Source organism: Halofilum ochraceum, assembly GCF_001614315.2.
GTDB lineage: Bacteria > Pseudomonadota > Gammaproteobacteria > XJ16 > Halofilaceae > Halofilum > Halofilum ochraceum.
The window spans coordinates 25786-45177 of record NZ_LVEG02000021.1 but is presented as its reverse complement, the minus strand read 5'-3'; the positions used below and the strand labels follow the sequence as shown (position 1 = coordinate 45177).

Genomic DNA, 19392 nt, shown 5'->3' with positions numbered 1-19392 from the left:
CGCTGACCCGCGGGCCGGACGCCGGCGATGCCCGCACCAGAACCGGCCGGTACCGGTGCCGCACGGGCACGTTTTCAGGCGGCCCCGCCCAGGCTGTGCTATATAACGCGCATACCAACAATTTGCCCTCCCACACTCATATCGTTCGTGACGGCGGTGACTGCGGCATCGCCAGGATCGGTCGCGACGGCGTGTGGTGGGGGCCAACCGGCACCGGGGGGAGCCGCCCATGGGAAACACAGGCACGGTATTGCTTGCCTTGCGGGGTGCGGGGCCGATCTCGGATCGCCCTGCTGCCAGGCTGATTGAACACCTGGGATATCACGTCATGACGGTACCGCAAGGCGTCGATCCGGTTCCGCGGATTCGTGCGTCCGACTGCTTCGTGGTCTGCTTCGATTACGACTACCCCGACCTGCCCGGTCTGGCGGACCTCCAGCGCACGCGGCGCGAATTGCCCTCGATGCCCATCCTGATGCTCACCTCCGGACATTCGGAGGCGATCGCGGTCTGGGCATTCCGCTCCCGCGTCTGGGATTACTTCGTCCACCCGATCGATCACGACCGTTTCCAGGCGGTGCTGCACGCACTCGCGGAGCTCATGTTGTCCAAGGCCGGCCATGACACCTCGCGCGGCCCGGAAAAGCGTCGGATCGTCGATGCGCCGCAGGGCTTTCCACGCGAAACGCGAATGCGGCCCCATGCCGGCGTTCCGGACCCCTTGCCCGCACTGGATGCCGTCCTCGCCCATATCGACCGTAACCTGCACAACAAAATCCTGCAGCGGGAAGTCGCCGCGATCAGCGGACTCAGTCCATTCCAGTTCAGCCGGTCGTTCAAGCGACACTTCGAGATGACATTTCAGGAGTACGTGCTGCGGCGCCGGATCAACGAGGCCATGCGTCTGCTCCACCATCCAGGCGTTTCCATCTCGGACGTGTGCTACAACGTCGGGTTCAGGGACCCGTCTTACTTCACGCGCACGTTCCATCGATACGTCGGCAGCACACCGTCCGCATACCGCCTCACGGCCCGGAAGGCGGCGCAGGAGGACAGGGAGGCCCTCGGCGACACACCGCCACCTCCCGAAAACCTGCTCACGGTGCCGGCGACGCAGACGCTGCGGCCGTTCCCGCCGTAGGCACACGTCCACGACAGACTCAGTCAACGAGGACGGGTATCCGTGCCAGTACACCGAAGTTCTCCCCCCCCGTAGACCCCGACGGTTGATGCGCGCTGCAGCTGGGCAGGAAGTAGATACTCATATTCCGCCAGTCCGCCGGCTGTCCCGCCGAATCCTGTAGCGCGAAATGATCCGTGAAACTGTCCCAGCGCTCGTTCCCGCTCGGACTGGCGTTCGCCCAGTCACCCGGCCATTCGGGATCCTCCAGATCCGCGCCACCGCCCATGACCTGCGGGGCATGCGTGTCGATCTGGCTCAGGTTCTGGTTATTATTGATTACCCACATGACGTTGACCGTGACCGCGCCCACCAGCGGATTATTCGGTGCGATACCGTCGTCGCAGTCGATGACCGGCAGCGTCATGTTCCAGGGCCGTTCGCGATCCGTCTCGTCCACCCAGCGGTCATAAAATGCCTTGAACGCCGACTGTACCTGGCCATTGTTGGTAGCGATGTTCTCACCGTAGTTCATCTCGTTCGGATTGCCATCACCCTCCACCAGGTCGCGCAGTTCATTGGCGTTGGTCGCACCGCTTTGGTCATGCTCGAAGTTGGTCCACCCACCGGTCTGATCGCCTTCCGGGATGAAACGCCCGAGGTTACACGAGTACTCCCCATCGGGATTGCGCAGCGCGCTCTCACAGAGCGCGATCGGTTGATCCACGTCCTCGGGACGGAGTTTCCCGGCGAAGCCGATGTAGCCAACGGCGCGGGCCTGGCTTGAATAGTCGGAAAATCCGAAAATAAAGCCGAAGAACGCCGCAATCGGCGTCGCCGCGCGTTCGGTGATCACCTCGACGGCATTGATGAAGTTGGGGTCCGCATCGAGTTCCGCCGTGCTTTTCCCGAAAAGATCCACCACATCGAGAGAAGGGTTGGGCGTGAATGTTCGCGTCGCGAAGCTCCAGTGTCCGCGACGCACGCTCGCAACCTCGACCGGCGTCCCCTGGCTGTCGTTTGATATCGCGGTATCGGATGCGACCTGATTGGCGCCAGGATTGACTGCCGACCCATCGTTGAGATACAGCACACGCGCACCGGCGAGAGCCCCCGCGTCCGCGCCGTTCTGTAACTCGTTCCGCGCCACGTACAGGTTGCTCGTGTCGATCGCGAGCGCCGAAAAGCCAATCAACGCCACGATGGAAACCGCGAGCAGCACAAGGGATACGCCTCGCTGTCGGCCCGGACCAATGCGGGACGGATCATGGGGTCGCATTGCGAAATCTCCTCTGGTTGAACAATGCACCATCTACTCCGCACGCATCACCGAAGTAGCGGCGATGTTCCGAACGCCGCCGATCATCGAATTCGCGAAGGCCGGCAGGAGCAGGAAATCGTACGGGTAAATTGCGCTCACCGTAAGTTCATCACCGGCGTTGAAGGCGCCATCTCCATTACGATCAGTACGCTGAATCTGTACGTCCAGCGTTGCCGGCCCCCCAAGGGATATAAGGTAAGCGTCCGCATAGTCCCGTACCGCCGCCTCGATGGCATCATCTTCACTCGTGAGGCCACCGATGGTCCGCGTCCCCTGGCGAAACAGGATGCCGGTCCGCGCCCCTTCGCGGCTGGCGTTGGTGATCGTCGCCTTGTCGTACAGCACGATGCTGAACTCGATAATTCCAAACAGGAGCATAAACAGGAATATCGAGGTGAACGCGAACTCGACAAGTTCCGTGCCCTTTTGCCAGCGCCTGCATTTCCTATTCATTTTCAGGACCCACCCCGATTTCGCCCGTACGTCCGGACCCGACGAGCATCACTGCCTTGCCAGATCACGCTCTCTGGTCATAAGCCGCTGCGCACGACGCTCATTTTCCACCGCCATCTCATAGTAGCGGGGCGATATATCCATGGCCTGGTGGAACAAACGCGTTGCTACCGGATAATTGCCATCCATCATCTCGACGTAGCCCAGGTCGTTGTAGGCAGCCTCGGTCGACGAGGTTCGCTGGAGCGCGGCGATGGCCTCCTGGTATTCCCCGCTGCGCGCCCACACCAATGCGAGGTTGCGCCAGGCCAGGTCGTAATTCTCTTCACGCTCCAGGGCCGCCCGTAACATCTTCTCGGCGCCAGCCCAGTCTCCCGCCATGTACAGCGAGTAGCCGAGATTGTTCATGACCAGCGCCGAGTCGGGATTGAACCGGAGGGCGTCGCGATAATGGTTCGCGGCCTGGTGGTGATCACCACGCAGATCACACAACACGCCCATGCCGTTGTGCGCGAGCCAGAACGGTGCCCCGGATTCCACGATGGGTCGCAGACGATGCTCGGCGGCCTCGTATTGGCGATGACGCAGCAGCATGAGACCCAGGCGGGTCGTCGAGGGCCTGTGTCCGGGATCCGCGCGAAGTGCCCAGCGATAGGCAATCGCGGCGAGCTCGGTGTTGCTCTGCCGCTCATGAATCATCCCGATCTTGTAGAGCATACCGGGCGATCCTTTCTCGGCGATGCGCAACCCGCGCACGTACTCGAAGATCGCCTCGTCCAGCTCGCCGTCGCGCGCGGCGGCATCGCCCCGTGCCTCGGCCTCCGCGGGCGATCCGACCGGTAACGACGTGGCGAACTGCGCGGTCGATTTCCCCTCGTACAGAATCGAGAAGACATCGTCACTGCGTTCGGACGGCGATCGCGTCGCGCAGCCGGCGAGCACAAGCGCAGCCGCGGCCATGGCCACGGTCCTGGTTGTTTTTGTTCTGCATGAAGCACTCACTGATCCCACCTCCCCCTTGCCGGGTCCATGTTCAGCCGGAACCACTCAACGCGCGAACCGCTCCAAGGATGGGCGGTCCCAGCGTCACCACGAAGAAACTCGGGAAAATGCACAGCACCAGCGGGAAAAGCATCTTGGTACCCACCTTGGCGGCATGCTCCTCGGCGCGCTGGATACGCTTGTCGCGAATTTCTTCGGAATAGATGCGCAGGGTCGAAGCGATACTCGTACCGAAGCGCATACTCTGCAGCAGCGTGGTTACAAGACCCCGCACGTCCTCCACGCCGGTGCGGTGTTCAAGATCGCGCAGCGCATCGCGGTTGCTCATGCCCGCACGGGTCTGCATCCCGAACAGGCGCAGTTCGGCGGCCAGTTCGGGGTGGCTGATCTCGAGGTCGGCCGCGACACGCTGGATGGCCGCGACGAGGCCGAGTCCGGCCTCGCTGCAGGCCACGAGCAGATCAAGGGCGTCGGGGAGGCCGTGGCGTATCCTGCGCGTGCGCTCGCGAACCGCGAATTCGAGCCAGACGTTGGGCGCCAGATAACCGGCAATCGCGGCCGCCACGCCGAACAGCAACACCGGTGCCCCCGGCATCCGCGTAAAACCAAGCAACAGCGTCACCGCGATCGCCGGCAGCAACACCGCGAGCAGGAACTTCACGCCGAAATAGGTGCTGAGCGCGCCGGAAGACAGAATCCCGGCGTGGCGCAGGCGCTGATTCGCCCGTATACGGCTCTCCTCCGCGCGTGGAAGCATCAGATTACCGATGGGTTCAACCAGCCGTTCGATCAATGGCGCATTCGCGGCAGCGGGCTCTTCATCCTCGGCATCCAGCCGACGCAGCCGGGACCGGATCGGCTGGAGGATGCTGGTCGCCAGCAGCAGTACGGCGACCATAAGTACAAAGACCGCGACCCCGAGCATGGCGGCGAAACCGAGCTGGGCCATCTCGGGCTGCGTGGTCAAGCCGTGGAGGAGACCGAAGAATGCGCTCAGCAATTGATCCATTGTTATTCTCCTCTACACATCGATCCGGATGATGCGCCGGAGCCACAGAATCCCGACGATCATCAGGGCGAACGCCACCATAACGAGCTGGCGCCCGGTCGAATCGGTCGTCAGCATCGGCAGGAACTCGGGATTCGCCCAGGACAGGACACCGGCCAGCGCGAACGGCATCAGGACCAGTATCCAAGCCGCCATGCGGCCTTCCGCCGAGAGCGTACGAAGCTTGCGGTGGAACCGGAACCGCCCCCGGACGACGGCCGCGAGCTGCTCCAGGAGTTCCGCGAGATTTCCCCCCGTGTCGCGCTGTACCAGCACGGAACTCACGAACGCCATGACCGTGACGCTCGGCACGCGGTCGAGCATTCCCACCAGCGCCACGCGCACCTCGCCCCCGTAGTTGATCTCGGTGAAGGTGTTCGCGAATTCGGTCCCGACCGGGGCCTGCAACTCTTCGCCGACGAGCTGCAGCGCCCCCGTGAACGGGTGCCCGGCCCTGAGCGCACGTGCCATGACGGTCAGCGCGTCGGGGAACTGTTCCTCGAACCGGGCCAGCCGCCGGGCCTTTTCGATCTTCAACCGGAAGACCGGCCATGATGCCGCGGCAATACCGGCCGCGATCCCGATCAACGCACTGCCGATCAGCTGCACCACAAGCAGCGTGACACCACTCCCCAGAAGCAGCGACAGCAGGACCACCCGGTAGGCCGGCGTTCGCCGCCCTGCCTGCTCGAGCATGCGATCGAGCCGCCGCATCCCGGGGAGACGCTGGAGCGTCTGTTCAAATGGCGACAGCTTGCCCAGATACTCGCTGCGGACCAGTGAAATGGACGCACCCGCCCTGTCGTCATCGGCCATGCTGCGCAGACGCTGGCGGAGGCGATTCCGCGCCTGGCGGTTTTCTCCGAACGCGGGGACCATGAACGACTGCACGAGCAGAAACACGGCAACGAAGATCATGCTGATGACGATCAGCTGGTCCGAGATTCCCCATTCCATCTCTCAGGTCTCCTCGCCGGGGCGGTAGATTTCGAGGCCCGGATCGACGCCGTGGCTGCGCAGGTGCTCCTGGAAGCGGGGGACGATGCCGGTCGCGGTGAACCGACCCTGTACCCGTCCATCGTCGCCGATGCCCCGTCGCTCGAAGCGGAAGATCTCGGACATGGTGATGACTTCGCCTTCCAGTCCCTGGATTTCCTGGACGCTGTGCAGGCGTCGCGTCCCATCCTCATTGCGCTCGATCTGCAGAACCACGTCCAGCGCCGAGGCGATCTGCGAGCGCAGGGGGCCCTGGGGCAATTCCACCCCGCTCATGGCCACCATGCTCTCGATACGCGTCAACGCGTCGCGTGGCGTGTTGGCATGGACCGTCGTCAATGAACCGTCGTGACCCGTATTCATGGCCTGGAGCATGTCCAGCGCTTCAGCACCACGCACCTCACCGACAATGATCCGATCGGGGCGCATGCGAAGACTGTTGCGCAGGAGGTCGCGCTGGGTCACCGCGCCCTTGCCCTCGACGTTCTCCGGCCGCGTTTCAAGGCGGACGACGTGCGGCTGCTGTAGCTGCAGTTCGGCCGAATCCTCGATCGTCACGATGCGTTCGCTGGCCGGTATGAATCCCGACAGCACATTGAGGAGGGTCGTCTTCCCGGCGCCCGTGCCACCGGAGACAAGCACGTTCAGGCGCGCCTTGACGATCGACTCGAGCAGCCGCGCGACCGGCCCCGTGAGTGAACCGAGTGCGATCAGGCTCTCCATGGTCAACTGCTCGACCGAAAACCGCCGGATCGACAGCAGCGGCCCATCGATCGCCAATGGCGGTATGATCGCGTTCACGCGCGAGCCATCCTTGAGGCGGGCGTCCACCATGGGCGAAGACTCGTCGATGCGGCGGCCGACGCTCGATACGATCCGGTCGATGATCGTGCGCAGATGCTGTTCGCTGTCGAACCGTACCGCAGTGCGCTCAAGCCGGCCGTTGCGCTCGACGTAGACCGTCTTGTCACCGTTGACCAGGATATCGGAAACGGAGCGGTCTGCGAGCAGCGGCTCGAGCGGGCCGAGGCCCAGTATCTCGTCCTGCAGCTCGTTGATGATCCGCCGCCTGAGTTCGGCGTTGAACGGCAACGCCTCGTCGCCCATGATCGTTTCGGCGTTCTGCTGGATCTGTGAGCGGGCCTCTTCGTCGGACAGACTCGCGATCAGGGAGAGGTCCAACACCTTCACCAGGCGCTGAAAGATCCGCCGCTTGGCTTCGTATTCCTCGCCGGACAGGCGAAGCGCACCGGTACGCTCGAAGCGGCGTTGCCATGAGGTCCGATTCGAAGTCCGATCGGCGTTTTCGTTCCGGTTCATCCCGAAATCGGTTTCCATCACGTCAGGCCCTCAGCCATGAAAAAAGCGATCGCCGGGTATGAGCCGTCGGGCTTATCCCCTCGCTGCGACCGATGCTCGCCGTGAGCGTTTCGAGGTCTCGGGTCACGGCCGCCCGTCTTGAAAGATCACGGAGCGGGCTGCCCATATTGATACTCTCCGTCACCAGCCGGTAGTCATTCGGCAACGTGAAGAGCTCAAGCGCCGGCAACGCTTCCCGGATATCGCGTTCCGTCACCGCGTTGCGCTTGTCGAAGCGGTTCACCACCAGCGCCAGGCGCGAAGCGGCAACCCCCATGTCGTGTTGCAGAATCCGCGTCATCCGCTTGGTATCGCGCAGGTGGGCGACACTCTGCTGGAGCACGATCAGTATCCGGTCCGCACGGTCGAGTACCACCGCCGTGGATCCCGCGATCCAGCGCGGCAGATCCACGAAGATATCGTCGTAGGCGGAGCCGACCACGTCGAGCAACTGATCGATACGTTCCTCGGGAATTTCAGCGGGAAGCACGAGGTCATCCGGCGCCGAAGCGATCAGGTCAAGGCCACTTTCGTGGCACATCACGTACCCTTCGAGCGCGACGGCATCGATACTCTCGACCAGTTCCAATGCCCGAACCAGGCCGTTGCGCGGCACCAGGTTGAAGTAGAGCGGCAGCGTCCCGAACTGCACATCCAGGTCCATGAGCAGCGTACGTCCGTGCGGCCGCGCGGCTGAATTGCGGGCGAGATTGGCCGCCACCATGCTGCCACCCGCCCCGCCCTTGGCATTGATCACCGCGGTCAACCGCGCGCGGCGTTTCGCCCGTTCCGCACGACGATCATTCACCACCTGATCGATAAACCGATCCAGATCGGTTGCGGACACAGGCGCCTCGAGGAAGTCACGCGCCCCGGCACGCATGGATGTCCGGATGAGGTCGACGTTGCCAGGCGGCCCGACCACCAGCAGCGGCGGGCGCTGGGCGGCGCCACGCTCGGTCAACGCCGCCAGTTGCGCATGCCCCCCGCCGGACACCGAAAGCACCAGTGCGTCCGGTAGTTCGTCACAGTCATGCAATGGATCGGCATGGCCATTGACGATGTGCTTGCGCCGGACGGCCACGTTGTCGTTGTGCCGAAGTTTCTGCTCAAGCTGCTCGATATCGCTTGCGGAGCTGCCCGCGACGAGCACGTTCAATCGGTAGTGCATGTCTGACAATCCTCCGCAGAGCGGTTGCCGCCTGCCTGTTCATTCACCATGACTCAGTCCCATCGTCGCGCCATCCGTCTGCCCGGATTCGTCACCGACGTGGTACCGATAAATCGCCTCTTCCGCCTTGGTGCCGCGCAGCGGTGGCGCGTCCTCGCCCTCGCTCCAGGTCTGCTCGTTCATCGCCGCGCGGACGGAATCACCGAAACCATCCTCGAAGCTGGACGAGGATGTCGCGCATCCGCCGAGCAACCCGCCAAGGACAAGCGGCAACCACCAGTAGGTCCGTTTCATCAGTTTCTCCCCTTGTTCTCAACGCCCGAGATCGTGGCCGAACCGGCCTTCGGATCCGCCGCCCATCGCCGTCAGGCGCGACTCGAGGCTGGCGGGACGGTCGGCATCGCGTTCCTCACCCGAGTCCTGCCGCCGCATCGAGTGCCGTCCCAGCAGGTAGTACTCGAGGCCCGTCGGTTCGACGAAGTCATCGGTCGGCAACCGCATACGTTCCACCGCGATCGGTTTCGCGAGCCGCGGAGTCACGAATATGACGAGTTCGGTCTGATCCTTGATGTATTCCTGGCTGCGGAACAGCATCCCGATGATCGGCAACTCGCCCAGCCCCGGGAATTTGTTCACGTTCTCGCGCAGGCTCTCGTCGATCATTCCCGCGATCGCGATGGTCTTGCCGCTTTCGAGTTCGACTGTCGAACTCGCGCTGCGCTTGACCAGCGACGGGATAAAGAACTGTTGCGATACATCGGTCTGGAAGCCCACGGCGATGGCATTGCTCGTGACCAGATCGGACACCGAGACATCGACGTCGAGATTGATAACGCCGGAGTCGAGCACCACCGGCCGGAAATCGAGTTCGACACCGAACTCCTTGAATTCGATCCCCACATCGCCGTCGCCGCTCGGTACCGGAATCGGAAATTCGCCGCCTGCGAGGAACTCGGCGTTCTGCCCCGTCAACGTCGTCAGGTTGGGTTCGGCCAGAATGCGGGCAAGCCCCTCATTCTTGGCCGCATCGATGACCATGTTGAACACGGAGTTGCCGGTCAGGCGGCTGGCAAAGATCCCCGCGTTTTCGATGGAGGGCGTGTTCGGGGCAAACTCCTCGACGGCCGGTCCGATCGGAGTGGGATCCGTGAAAATCGGAATGCGCGCGTCCCCGCTCAGACTGTCGAAGACCGCGTCCGGGAAAGCGGCGCCACCGTTGACCGCGCCGAGCTTCCAGGAGCCGTCCGCACCGAAGGCGCTGAACTGGATGTTCAAGCGCTTGATCAGGGTTCTGGAGACCTCGGCGACCTTGACGTCCAGCATCACCTGCTGGGCTCCGCCGACCTGCATCATGTTGAGTACTTCGGGCGCTTTCTCACTTCGCTGCGCGCTCTGGAAACTGTTCGCGAGACGCAACGCCGCCTCCATGCGCGGCGCGCTCGAAACCTGTCCACTGAGCACGATCGTGCCGTAAGACGACCTCACCTCCACGGGCTCACCCGGCAACAACTGATGGAGATTCGCCTTGAGCACGGCGAGGTCCTGCGTGACCTCGACATTCAGTACCCCCTGCACGCGGTCATTGGCGTCCCAGACCACGACATTCGTGCTCCCGATCGATTTGCCGACCACGTACAGCTGGCGTGAGCGGACAACAAGGATATCCGCGATGTCGGAGTTGCCGATCGATACACGCTGAACTCCTTCCGGGAACTCGAGCACGTGCGACTTGTTGATCGCCACCTTGACCGGCACCGTCGCACCCTCGTAGGGCATGACCGTCATCGGTGTAGTCGCCTGCATCCGTCGTCGGATGCGCTCCTCCATCGAGTTGCCCTGATCGTTCTGCGCCAGCGTCCGCCACGACCGCTCGTCACGGTCAAGCGGCGCAGTTACGACCGACGATTGCGCATAAAGGTCGCCTGTCGCCACACTGCCCAATACGGCGGCGGCGATCGCGGCGCTCAACCCGTTCAGTTTGCCCCTCATCCTCATTGTTTCTCTCCCCACACTCCATTGTTTTGCCGGCCGGTTTGGCGGCGCCGTCAAGAATGACCTGTTCATTCCTTGACCCGTTCTGAACTTACGTCCGTGCCACGGATCACCTGCACATGCACATGTTTCGGTCCTCTGTACACCGTCCGCTTGACGACCTTTTGCGGCTCGGGTTCCGGTTTTACATCCGGTTCCTGATCGAGCGGATTGCGCAGCGTGAGCTGCACTTCGCCCTCGCGGGTCGCCTTGACGATCTTTTCCGCCTGTGTCGGTGTCACCTCCAGCGTCACGGCGCGGACGATCACCGGTTCGTCCTTCTCCGGCGAAACGATCTGGTCGACGGCGAGGACCTTGATATCGGTGAGGATGGTCTCGGAGCTGACGTCACGTCGTGCCGCGCCCTTCGATGCCAGCACGTCCACGCGATTGCCCGGCAGCAGGAAACCCGCCACCCCCACGACATCGTTCACGCGCACGCTGATCGCCCGCTTGCCCTTGTCGACGACCACCGCGAGCGCACTGCCACCGAGGTTCTTGCCGATCCGTTTTCCGACCACGACCTCACCGCCGTAGATCGTCTGGGTAGCAACCGCGCCGGCCACATCATCGATCGATACGAAGCTGCCTTTCGGTATCGCGTGGTGCGGCAGTTCGATCACCTGCAGATCCGTCGACTCGATCGTCTGGGCGAAGGGGATGTCCCGCGTCGCGGCCACGACCGATCGGGTATCCGCCGCCGGGGCGGCCTGTACGTTGAGCCTGTCCTGCAGCCAGTGCTTGGCGAGCAGCGCGGCCCCCAGGGCCATGACCAGCGAAACCCCCAGCATCGAAACCAACCGCGTGCTCTTTTTCATGACATGCATCCCCAATCAATCCAGTCGTACAAAATAGGTGCCCCAGGCCCAGTCCATGGCCTCGGGAGTCAGCGTTTCTTCGCCGGTGTAACGGCTTCGGTTCACGGCCAAGTCGATCAGGTCGCGCGGATGGCACGGCAGGAGTGGGACCTGGTCGTGTCCATGCAGATCCGCGATGACGTACTCCACGATCGCCGGATCGAATTCGAGTCCACGGCGTTCGCATTCCTGCCGCCATATCGCGGTATATGCATCCGCCGTCATCGCATCAAAGCGGATCTTGTAGCCGATCCGTCGCAGGAACGCCTCATCGGCCAGTTCCAGCGGATCCCTGTTGGTGGAGAACACGAGCGTCAGATCGAACGGCACCTCGAAGTGCTGACCGTTGCGCAACGCAAGGAAGTCGCGGCCTTCCTCAAGCGGTACGATCCAGCGGTTGAACAGATCGATCGGATCGACGCGCTGGCGGCCGAGGTCATCGATCACCAGCAGCCCGCCGTTGGCCTTGAGCTGCGGCGGTGCGTGATGAACCCGTGTCGCCTCGTCGTATTGCAGGTCGAGCATGTCGAGCGTCAGTTCGCCGCCAGTGGTCACGATCGGACGCTGACAGCGGACGTAACGCCGATCGAAACCCTCTTTCAGCGCCACCGGGGATCCGGATGCCTCGTCCGGCGCGACACGGTGCAGCCCGGGATCGAAACAACGTACGGCCTTGTCCGCGACCATCACGGCATGCGGGACGAAAATCGATCCGGACAACAGACGCGACAGTCGACGGGCGATGAAGCTCTTGCCGGTACCGGGTGCGCCGTAAAGGAACATCGCCCGTTCGGAATGAAGCGCCGGTCCAAGCCGGTCCAGCAGTTCAGGCCGTATGACCGTATCGGCGAACACCCGGTGGACCGCGGCGCGCGTCACGCTGTCCGCCTTTGCGCTCTGGCGCTTCACCATGAGCTGGTAGTCGGCGAGTGTTATCGGGGCCGGGCCCACGTAGCCATCGCGTGCGAGCGCTTCAAGCGCGGACGCACGGCCGCGGTCGGTCACGCAGTAACGGAGCAGGCCGCTGTGATTGACGGCACCGCGCACCTCGACCTGCCCCTCCGTGCGCAGGAATCCCAGCACCTCCTCGAGCAGTGCGCCCGAGAGCGCCATCCGCGCGGCGAGTTCGCCAAGGTCGAGGACGCCGGCGCCATAGAGGTGTTTGACCACCAGGTCGGCGAGATAGCCTTCTCCCAGACCGGTGTCATCGGTCGTGAGCGGACGCGCCATAAAGTCGCGATCGTCCTCGAACCCGTCATAGGCGCCAGTGGCGCGTTCGACAGCGGGCACGGAGTGGCCGGTGCTCATGGCTGGACTCCAATGCCGCCGAGCAGACCCGCCCAGGCCGCCGTCAGTGTTGCACCCAGGGCGATCGCGACCGCGAAGGGGAAGCGCGTCGCCATGACTTCATCGGCCGCCGGCGGGATATAGACCGGGCGTCCGGTTACGGAAAGCGTGCGGAGCATGACCGCATATCGATGCCAAGGAGACCGGGCAGCGCGCATGGCCAGCGTGGCGGTCGCGATGCCGATGGCGATTACCGCGCCGACAAGAATGCTTGAGAATCCCGCAATGAGGACGTGGTACGGCCCCAGTACGGTACCCGCGGCCGCCAGCAGTTTGACATCGGCGGGCCCGGTCGCCCGGAGCAGGAACCCCGGCATCAGAATCAACGCGCCGACCAGGAATCCGGCCGCCGCAGTGGTGAGCCCACCGATCCCCGCGTATGCCATCTGCAGTATCACGCCGACGACGGCACCGCCCAGCGTCAGCCAGTTCGGTACACGGCGCCCGCGGACGTCGGCCGCCGCCGCGATCCAAAGCAACATCAGAAGATACGCGGGCATCGTAGCAATCATGATTGTCATCTCATGGTTTTCTCAGAACCGGGACACCGGCACATTCGCCGGTGTCCCGCCTTTCCCATCGGTTACTGGACGTTGTCCGCCGCTTGCTGCGTGTTCGCTTCGATCGCCGTGAAAACGGCATCGACGTCCTGACCGATGGCAAGGAACGTCGCCGCGGCGATCGCCACGATCAGGCCGGCGACCAGCGTCCATTCGACGACCTCCGTACCCTCTTCGCCACGGAACAGGCGAATCATTTCAACCCGAATCCATTTGCTCATCAGATCTTTCTCCTCGCGCATCATCATCATCATCCCGGCCAATGCCGGCTTTCGTGAAGGACAACCCTTCAGGGAATGAATTAGCAACACGCGTCATTGCGTGCATGGATTCATTTGCATCGAACCAGGACGATTTTGTGAGCGGGATCGAACAAGCCGGCAGGTGGGTAATGGAAACGAGGCCGCTATGAGATAGACCAGGGACGGAGAGCGCGACCAGTAACCAGTAATAATGCATGTGTTGGGAGATGGATTCCGACGAACCGATCCTGCTTACGAGCGTTCGGTGGCGTTTCGTTCGGACACCGCGGATCATCCACCGTCCGCAAAATTCTCCTGGGCCGGTGCAAAAGATTCACGAAAGGCGGGATCGACGAAGCGGACCAGAACACTAGGAGGCTGTACGGGACACCTGAACCGTAGCGAGCGTGTGGTGCAGCGAGCAGATTTTTCCGATCGTGATAGGAGCATGGTCGTTGTCATGTGAGTCGAGCGATCGGAGAAAGATTGAGCCGTGGCACATGCGCGGTAGGTTTCGGGGTTCTCGGACAGGCTCCTGGAGCGCCTGATCGAACCCGAACGTCGCGCGAAACCATGTCCCGGATCGTCTGGAACGGAGACGCTGCAGAGGCGTTCCGGGAACGCACGGTTCAGGAATTCGTTACGAGGTCATCGAGGAGAATCCAGGCGCACGAGAAAAACGCTGGCGAGCGGTACTGGACGACCGGCGCCCTGAGAATGGGCATCGGGGACGGGCGATCTCGATTCCGGCCGCGATCCTACTCCGGCGGCACCGACCCACGGAGCTCCCCGACGAGCGTCTTCTGCGCGTCCGTCAGGGGCCCTTCCGCGGCGCGCAGGACGTAGTTGATATCCGGCGGTGTGGCGATCGCCGTCGCCCCCGGCCATGTGCACTGGTCCTCGGTCATGAAGCCGCGGTTCATGAGCGCGACCCCGAAGCCGGCGCTGACCGCCGCCCGGACGCCGGCGATGCTCGCGCTCTGCAGCACTTCCTCCCAGGCCACCCCGGCCGCATCGAGAAGCCCGCCCGCGACGCGCCCGTAAAAGCATTGCGAACCGAAGGTCACGAGCGGCAGGGGGTCATCGGCGGAGAACTCGGCATCCGTGGCCTGGACGAATCGCAGTTCGTCCTGCCACAGCACGAAATCGCCAACACGCACTTCGTGGTGCTCGACCGGCATCACCGCGAGGTCAACTTCACTGGCATCGACCCACTCGGCGACCTTGAGCGACGACTCCACCCGGATCTGCAGGCGGATGGCCGGGTGCGCCCAGCGGAACCGGCCCGCGATGCCCGCGACCCGATTCACGGCGACGTCGTCCGTTGCCCCGAGGCGGATGGAGCCGCTGAGCGCCGAACCCCGGAAGCGCTGCACCGCGGCGTCATGCGCGGACAGGATGCGGTCCGCGAATTCGATCAATTCCTGGCCTTGCCGGGTCGGTTTCAGCAGGCGCCCGTCGCGGCGCAACAGAGTCCGTCCGACACGCTCCTCCAGACGGCGCAGTTTCCAGCTGACCGCCGACTGTGTCAGGGACAGGCGCGCAGCCGCTTCGGTGACACCGCCGACCTCGGCCACCAGCTTGAGCGCACGCAACGATTCCGTATCCAGTCTCATGCGCGCGATCATGACAGAATTCTCTACGCTGGAGAATATTTGTCATTGGTGTCATACCCGGAACCGAGCTATTCTCCCAATTCCATTATTGGCCCTTCAGATTCCGGGTGGAGAAGACGTGTCCGAGGCAACGACCGGCATTGAGTTCGTGGTGAAGGCGGTACCGTTCGGCGGCGGTGCGACCGAGTTCCAGCAGAGCATGGCGCCGCATCCGCTGATCTACCAGGAGTTGCCCTACGATCCGAAGTTCGGTGTCTACAACCGGCGCCTGCGCTCGCTCGCCTACGCCAATACCGACACGCGCGATCTGTACTGGCGCCTGCGCCGTCAGGTGATGGTTTCGCACACCGGCGAGTTGCCGATCGAGATTCGCGGGGCCGACGCGGAAGCGCTGCTGGAGCGCGTGTTCACGCGGAGCGTCGCCAAGGTGCGCGTCGGGCGCTGCAGTTACCAGATCGCCTGCTACCCGGATGGGGGCACGGTCATGGATGGCGTGCTCATGCGGCTCGACACCAACCGCTTCTGGTACGTGCAGGGCGACGGTGAGTTCTACAGCTGGCTGCGCGCGCAGGCGGTCGGACTCGACGTCGAGATCTTCAACCCGCACGTTTGGGTCAGCCAGGTCCAGGGGCCACGCTCGATGGACGTGCTTGAAGAGGTCGCCGACGACGGGCTGCCGGAGCGGTTCCGCTACTTCGATATGGCGGAGATCCGCATCGACGGCCAACCCCTGATCATCACCCGGACCGGCTTCACCAGCGAACTCGGCTGGGAGTTCTACCTGGAGCCCGATGCCGACGCCACCGCGATCGGCGACCGCATCATGTTCGCCGGCGAAGAGTGGGGCATCCACACCACGCCCGCCGAGGTCACCAACGCACGCCGCATCGAGGGCGGGCTGCTGTTCGCGGGTACGGATTTTGACGAGAACACTACGCCATTCGACGCCGGCTTCGGGTCACTGGTCGACTTCAACAAGGGCGACTTCGTGGGCCGTTCGGCACTGGAGGCCGCGGACCGGCGCAACCGGACCTGGGGCCTGAAGGTCGACGGCGGCACCGCGTGCCACGGCAACGCCGTGTATATCGACGGCAACAACGTCGGGCGCGTCACCAGCAGTGCGTGGTCCCCGACCCTGCAGTGCGGTGTGGCCTTCGTGCGCGTGGACGATCCCGATCATGGTCCAGGCACCGAGCTGAATGTCGCCTGCATGGACGGCCAGACGCACATCGGCGAACTGTGCAGCCTGCCGTTCTACGATCAGGGTGGCGACATACCGCGCGGGCGCACCACGGAGCTGCCCGAGATACCGACCGAAGCCTGAATACACGCTGCGGGACGTCTGATTCTCGGGCGTCCCGCAGGTCGGATTTCCAGCCCGTGCAGACCGGGCTTCCAGCCCGACAGATCAGGGGCTTACGAGTGTCGGGCTGTAAGCCCGACCTACACCGTTACCCAACGCAGTGCCTGATTGTAATCAGGGTTTCCGTACACGCGGTATCCGCAGTAAACGTAATCGAAGGCCGTAGTGCGAGCAGTACCCGCAATCGAACGCTGTTCTGAGTCCACCCGCCCCGACGCTCAGGCCGTCGCAAGCGGGCGCGCCGGACACACCATCCGCACCGCGGGGGACGTCGGCGCATCGGCCCCGGCACTCGCCCGGCTGGCCGTTACACCCGACCTCCGCGCAGTAACCATCCCGGTACGCGCCGCTCCGCCAGGGGTGATGTCGTGAGAACGATTGGTGCGACCGGTTACGCCGTGCTCGGCGCCGGGTTAACGGCCGTAGCCTTCGGCCTGGCCCGGTACGCGTTCGGCCTGTTCGTGCCATCCATCCGGACCGAACTCGGCCTCGGCTCGGATGTGATCGGCGTTGTCAGTTCACTCGCTTTCGTCAGCTTCGTATGCACCAGTGCGATCGCACCCGCGGTGGCGGCTCGCCTCGGCGCACGCAGGGCCGCCATGGTCGCGAGCGGCATCGGCTTTGGTGGCCTCGCGCTGATCAGCCAGGCGAGCGGCGCGATCACCCTCGGCGCGGGCGTGTTCGCCTGCGGCGTCTCGACCGGGCTGATGATGCCCGCACTCGCCGCCGGCGTGCAGGCAACGGTGCGGCCGGCGCTGCAGGGCCGGGTCAACGCGGTCATGAACGCCGGCACCAGTATCGGACTCGTATTCTGCGTACCCACGGTGCTGTTTCTCGCCGGCGCATGGCGCCTGGCCTATGGCGGCTTCGCCGCGCTGGCGGGCATCGGACTGGTCGCGGCATGGTGGCTGCTGCCCGCGGCTTCACGCGCGCCGCGGGCCACCGACGGCCTGCCGCCGCTCTCGCGCGCGCAGCTGGGTGCCCTCGTGCGGCTGACGCTGTTCGGCTTCGCCGTCGGCTTTGTCGGGGCGGTATTCTGGATCTTCGCGCCCGATCTGGTCGTACAGGTCGGCGGTCTGGCCCCGGGCACAACCGGCCTCCTCTGGCTGGGCCTTGGCCTTGCGGGGCTGCTGGGGGCCGGCGCAACCGACCTGCGCGACCGCTTCGGCGCCCCGAAGACGCTCGCCACCGCCCTGCTCGCGACCGCCGCTTCGGTCGGGGGGATCGCCGCCGCACCCGGGCTACTGCCGGTATCGCTCGCGGCCGCGGCGGTGTTCGGCTGGGCGGCGATGCACCTCAGCGGCCAACTGCTCGTGACCGGTGTACGCCTGCTGCCCAGACGACCGGCGCTCGGTCCCGTCCTGCCCTTCGTGTCGATCACCATCGGTCAGGCCGTGGGCTCGCCCGTGGCCGGCTGGGCGATCGAGGGGTACGGCTACGCCGAGGCGTTCTTCGCGTTCGCGGTGCTGGCCGTGCTCGCGGCCGGCTGCTCGCAGCTCTACCCGCTCCCCGCACGCGTGATCATGGGGCCTCGGGAAGCGGATTCGCCCGCGAGCGCCTGAGTAACCCCGATCCTGCTGACCGACGTCGTGTTCGCACGTATCGCCATCGGCCTGGTCCAACTGATCAAACGACTGGCGTGGTTGATCGATCGCCTGATACGGCGCGTCTCGGGTCGAACGCCATCGCGGGTCGGGTGACGCCGATGACACTCGCATTCACGCCGTGCCCCGGGAGGCACTCCGACGTAATATGCCGGTTAGCCCGAGCGTGCGGCTCCCCGGCGATTCCAGCGTTATCAGTGCGTCTCCGGGTGCCCCATCAGCGCGCGTACATGCGCAACCGCACTGCGGCCCAGGGCGTCGAGGTCATAGCCGCCCTCCAGGATGGATACGATGCGGCCGCTGGCGTAGCGGTTGGCGACATCGACCAGGCGCTCAGTAACCCAGTGGAAGTCGCTGTCGACCAGCTTAAGCCCGCCGATAGGGTCTTGCAGATGGGCGTCAAAGCCCGCGGAAACGAGTACCAGTTCGGGCGCGAATGCCTCGAGTTCCGGCAGCCAATACTCGCTTACCGTCCGCCGGAAGACGTCGCCGGCCGTGCCCGCTTCGAGCGGGCAATTGACGCGCTGCCCCGGAACGTTTTCGCGGAACGCACCCGGGAACAGCGGATGCTGGAAGGTCGAGCAGAAGAGCACGCGCGGATCCCCGTCGAAGATGTCCTCGGTGCCGTTGCCCTGGTGGACGTCGAAATCACAGATGGCGACGCGGTCGAGATTGTTCGCTTCCAGCGCCTGCAATGCGGCGACGGCGACGTTGTCGAAGAAGCAGAACCCCATCGCCATACGCCGCTCGGCATGGTGACCCGGCGGGCGCACGCAACAGAACGCGGCGTCCAGTTCCCCGGCAATAACCGCGTCGACCGCGGCCGTTCCGGCACCCGCCGCGCACAGGGCGGCGTCGAGCGTATGCGGGTTCATCGAGGTATCGGCGTCGATCGATATACGCCCGCTCGCGGGCGCATGGCTGAATAGCGTGTCGACATAAGCACCCGCGTGCGCGCGAACCAGTTGATCGCGCTCCGCTGCCGGCGCCTGGCGATGGAGCAGCCACTCGTCGATGCCGGCCCGGACCAGCGCATCGGTCACGGCGGCCATGCGCGCCGGTTGCTCGGGATGATCGGGGTCGATCTCGTGCAAACGACAGCTGGGGTGCGTGAACAGGCCTACCTTCATCGGGACGATTCCAGTTCAGTCGGGGCCCAAGCGCGAGAACGGTGCGAGTGCCTGCAGCCGGCAGGCATCTCTGATAAACCCCAGCATACGCCTTCTACGCGCCTCCTTCCCGGCAGCGCCGGCGGTCACTGGATATCCATTGCAGGACCATCCAGGCGGTGCAACCCACACG

18 protein-coding genes are annotated in these 19392 nt (G+C 64.2%); 3 read left to right on the top strand and 15 right to left on the bottom strand.

The window, feature by feature from the left end; translation table 11 throughout:
- Positions 1 to 229 precede the first annotated feature (229 nt).
- Entirely contained in the window at positions 230 to 1141 is a 912-nt protein-coding gene (locus A0W70_RS15605; RefSeq protein ID WP_083331071.1) for a helix-turn-helix domain-containing protein, read from the top strand.
- Between the two features lie 19 nt (positions 1142 to 1160).
- Here A0W70_RS15605 and A0W70_RS15600 read toward each other — a convergent pair whose 3' ends face one another.
- From A0W70_RS15600 to A0W70_RS16860, 14 genes are all read right to left on the bottom strand, one after another.
- Positions 1161 to 2399, bottom strand: coding sequence for a pilus assembly protein TadG-related protein (locus tag A0W70_RS15600; protein ID WP_070990030.1), 1239 nt, complete (start codon positions 2397 to 2399; stop codon positions 1161 to 1163).
- A 33-nt stretch (positions 2400 to 2432) separates the two neighbouring features.
- Positions 2433 to 2894: a TadE/TadG family type IV pilus assembly protein gene (locus A0W70_RS15595; RefSeq protein WP_070990028.1), complete on the bottom strand. Its 462-nt coding sequence runs from the start codon at positions 2892 to 2894 to the stop codon at positions 2433 to 2435.
- A gap of 48 nt (positions 2895 to 2942) precedes the next feature.
- Positions 2943 to 3854 carry a tetratricopeptide repeat protein gene (locus A0W70_RS15590; protein WP_083331070.1) on the bottom strand — a complete coding sequence of 304 codons (912 nt, stop codon included), beginning with the start codon at positions 3852 to 3854 and terminating at the stop codon, positions 2943 to 2945.
- 73 nt (positions 3855 to 3927) lie between these two features.
- The gene (locus A0W70_RS15585; protein ID WP_070990026.1) at positions 3928 to 4905 is read right to left on the bottom strand and encodes a type II secretion system F family protein; all 978 of its coding nucleotides are present in this window, start codon (positions 4903 to 4905) and stop codon (positions 3928 to 3930) included.
- 12 nt (positions 4906 to 4917) lie between these two features.
- Positions 4918 to 5901, bottom strand: a complete 984-nt coding sequence (locus A0W70_RS15580; RefSeq protein ID WP_070990023.1) for a type II secretion system F family protein — start codon at positions 5899 to 5901, stop codon at positions 4918 to 4920.
- 3 nt (positions 5902 to 5904) lie between these two features.
- Positions 5905 to 7260: a TadA family conjugal transfer-associated ATPase gene (locus A0W70_RS17265; protein ID WP_175443136.1), complete on the bottom strand. Its 1356-nt coding sequence runs from the start codon at positions 7258 to 7260 to the stop codon at positions 5905 to 5907.
- A 22-nt stretch (positions 7261 to 7282) separates the two neighbouring features.
- A complete protein-coding gene (locus tag A0W70_RS15570) occupies positions 7283 to 8470 on the bottom strand; it encodes a CpaE/TadZ family protein (protein WP_070990020.1) in 1188 nt (395 codons plus the stop codon).
- A gap of 39 nt (positions 8471 to 8509) precedes the next feature.
- Positions 8510 to 8764, bottom strand: coding sequence for a hypothetical protein (locus A0W70_RS15565; RefSeq protein ID WP_070990017.1), 255 nt, complete (start codon positions 8762 to 8764; stop codon positions 8510 to 8512).
- Positions 8765 to 8782: 18 nt separating this feature from the next.
- Positions 8783 to 10459 (bottom strand): type II and III secretion system protein family protein, encoded by a 1677-nt coding sequence (locus A0W70_RS15560; RefSeq protein ID WP_070990015.1) that lies wholly within the window; start codon positions 10457 to 10459, stop codon positions 8783 to 8785.
- Between the two features lie 71 nt (positions 10460 to 10530).
- Positions 10531 to 11319, bottom strand: a complete 789-nt coding sequence (gene cpaB / locus A0W70_RS15555) for a Flp pilus assembly protein CpaB (protein ID WP_070990056.1) — start codon at positions 11317 to 11319, stop codon at positions 10531 to 10533.
- Positions 11320 to 11334: 15 nt separating this feature from the next.
- A complete protein-coding gene (locus A0W70_RS15550; protein WP_070990013.1) occupies positions 11335 to 12666 on the bottom strand; it encodes a P-loop NTPase and SpoVK domain-containing protein in 1332 nt (443 codons plus the stop codon).
- Positions 12663 to 13217 (bottom strand): prepilin peptidase, encoded by a 555-nt coding sequence (locus tag A0W70_RS15545; protein WP_245675905.1) that lies wholly within the window; start codon positions 13215 to 13217, stop codon positions 12663 to 12665. Before A0W70_RS15545 ends, A0W70_RS15550 begins: the two co-directional genes overlap by 4 nt.
- A gap of 71 nt (positions 13218 to 13288) precedes the next feature.
- Positions 13289 to 13486, bottom strand: a complete 198-nt coding sequence (locus tag A0W70_RS15540; protein ID WP_139150905.1) for a Flp family type IVb pilin — start codon at positions 13484 to 13486, stop codon at positions 13289 to 13291.
- A gap of 779 nt (positions 13487 to 14265) precedes the next feature.
- Positions 14266 to 15135, bottom strand: coding sequence for a LysR family transcriptional regulator (locus A0W70_RS16860; protein WP_070990006.1), 870 nt, complete (start codon positions 15133 to 15135; stop codon positions 14266 to 14268).
- A gap of 106 nt (positions 15136 to 15241) precedes the next feature.
- On the opposite strand from A0W70_RS16860, the gene A0W70_RS15530 reads away from it, so the two are divergent.
- Positions 15242 to 16447 (top strand): aminomethyl transferase family protein, encoded by a 1206-nt coding sequence (locus A0W70_RS15530; protein ID WP_070990004.1) that lies wholly within the window; start codon positions 15242 to 15244, stop codon positions 16445 to 16447.
- Positions 16448 to 16854: 407 nt separating this feature from the next.
- Positions 16855 to 18048 (top strand): MFS transporter, encoded by a 1194-nt coding sequence (locus A0W70_RS15525; RefSeq protein ID WP_070990001.1) that lies wholly within the window; start codon positions 16855 to 16857, stop codon positions 18046 to 18048.
- Between the two features lie 236 nt (positions 18049 to 18284).
- On the opposite strand, the gene A0W70_RS15520 is transcribed toward A0W70_RS15525, so the two are convergent.
- Entirely contained in the window at positions 18285 to 19220 is a 936-nt protein-coding gene (locus A0W70_RS15520; protein WP_070990000.1) for a histone deacetylase family protein, read from the bottom strand.
- Positions 19221 to 19392 lie beyond the last annotated feature (172 nt).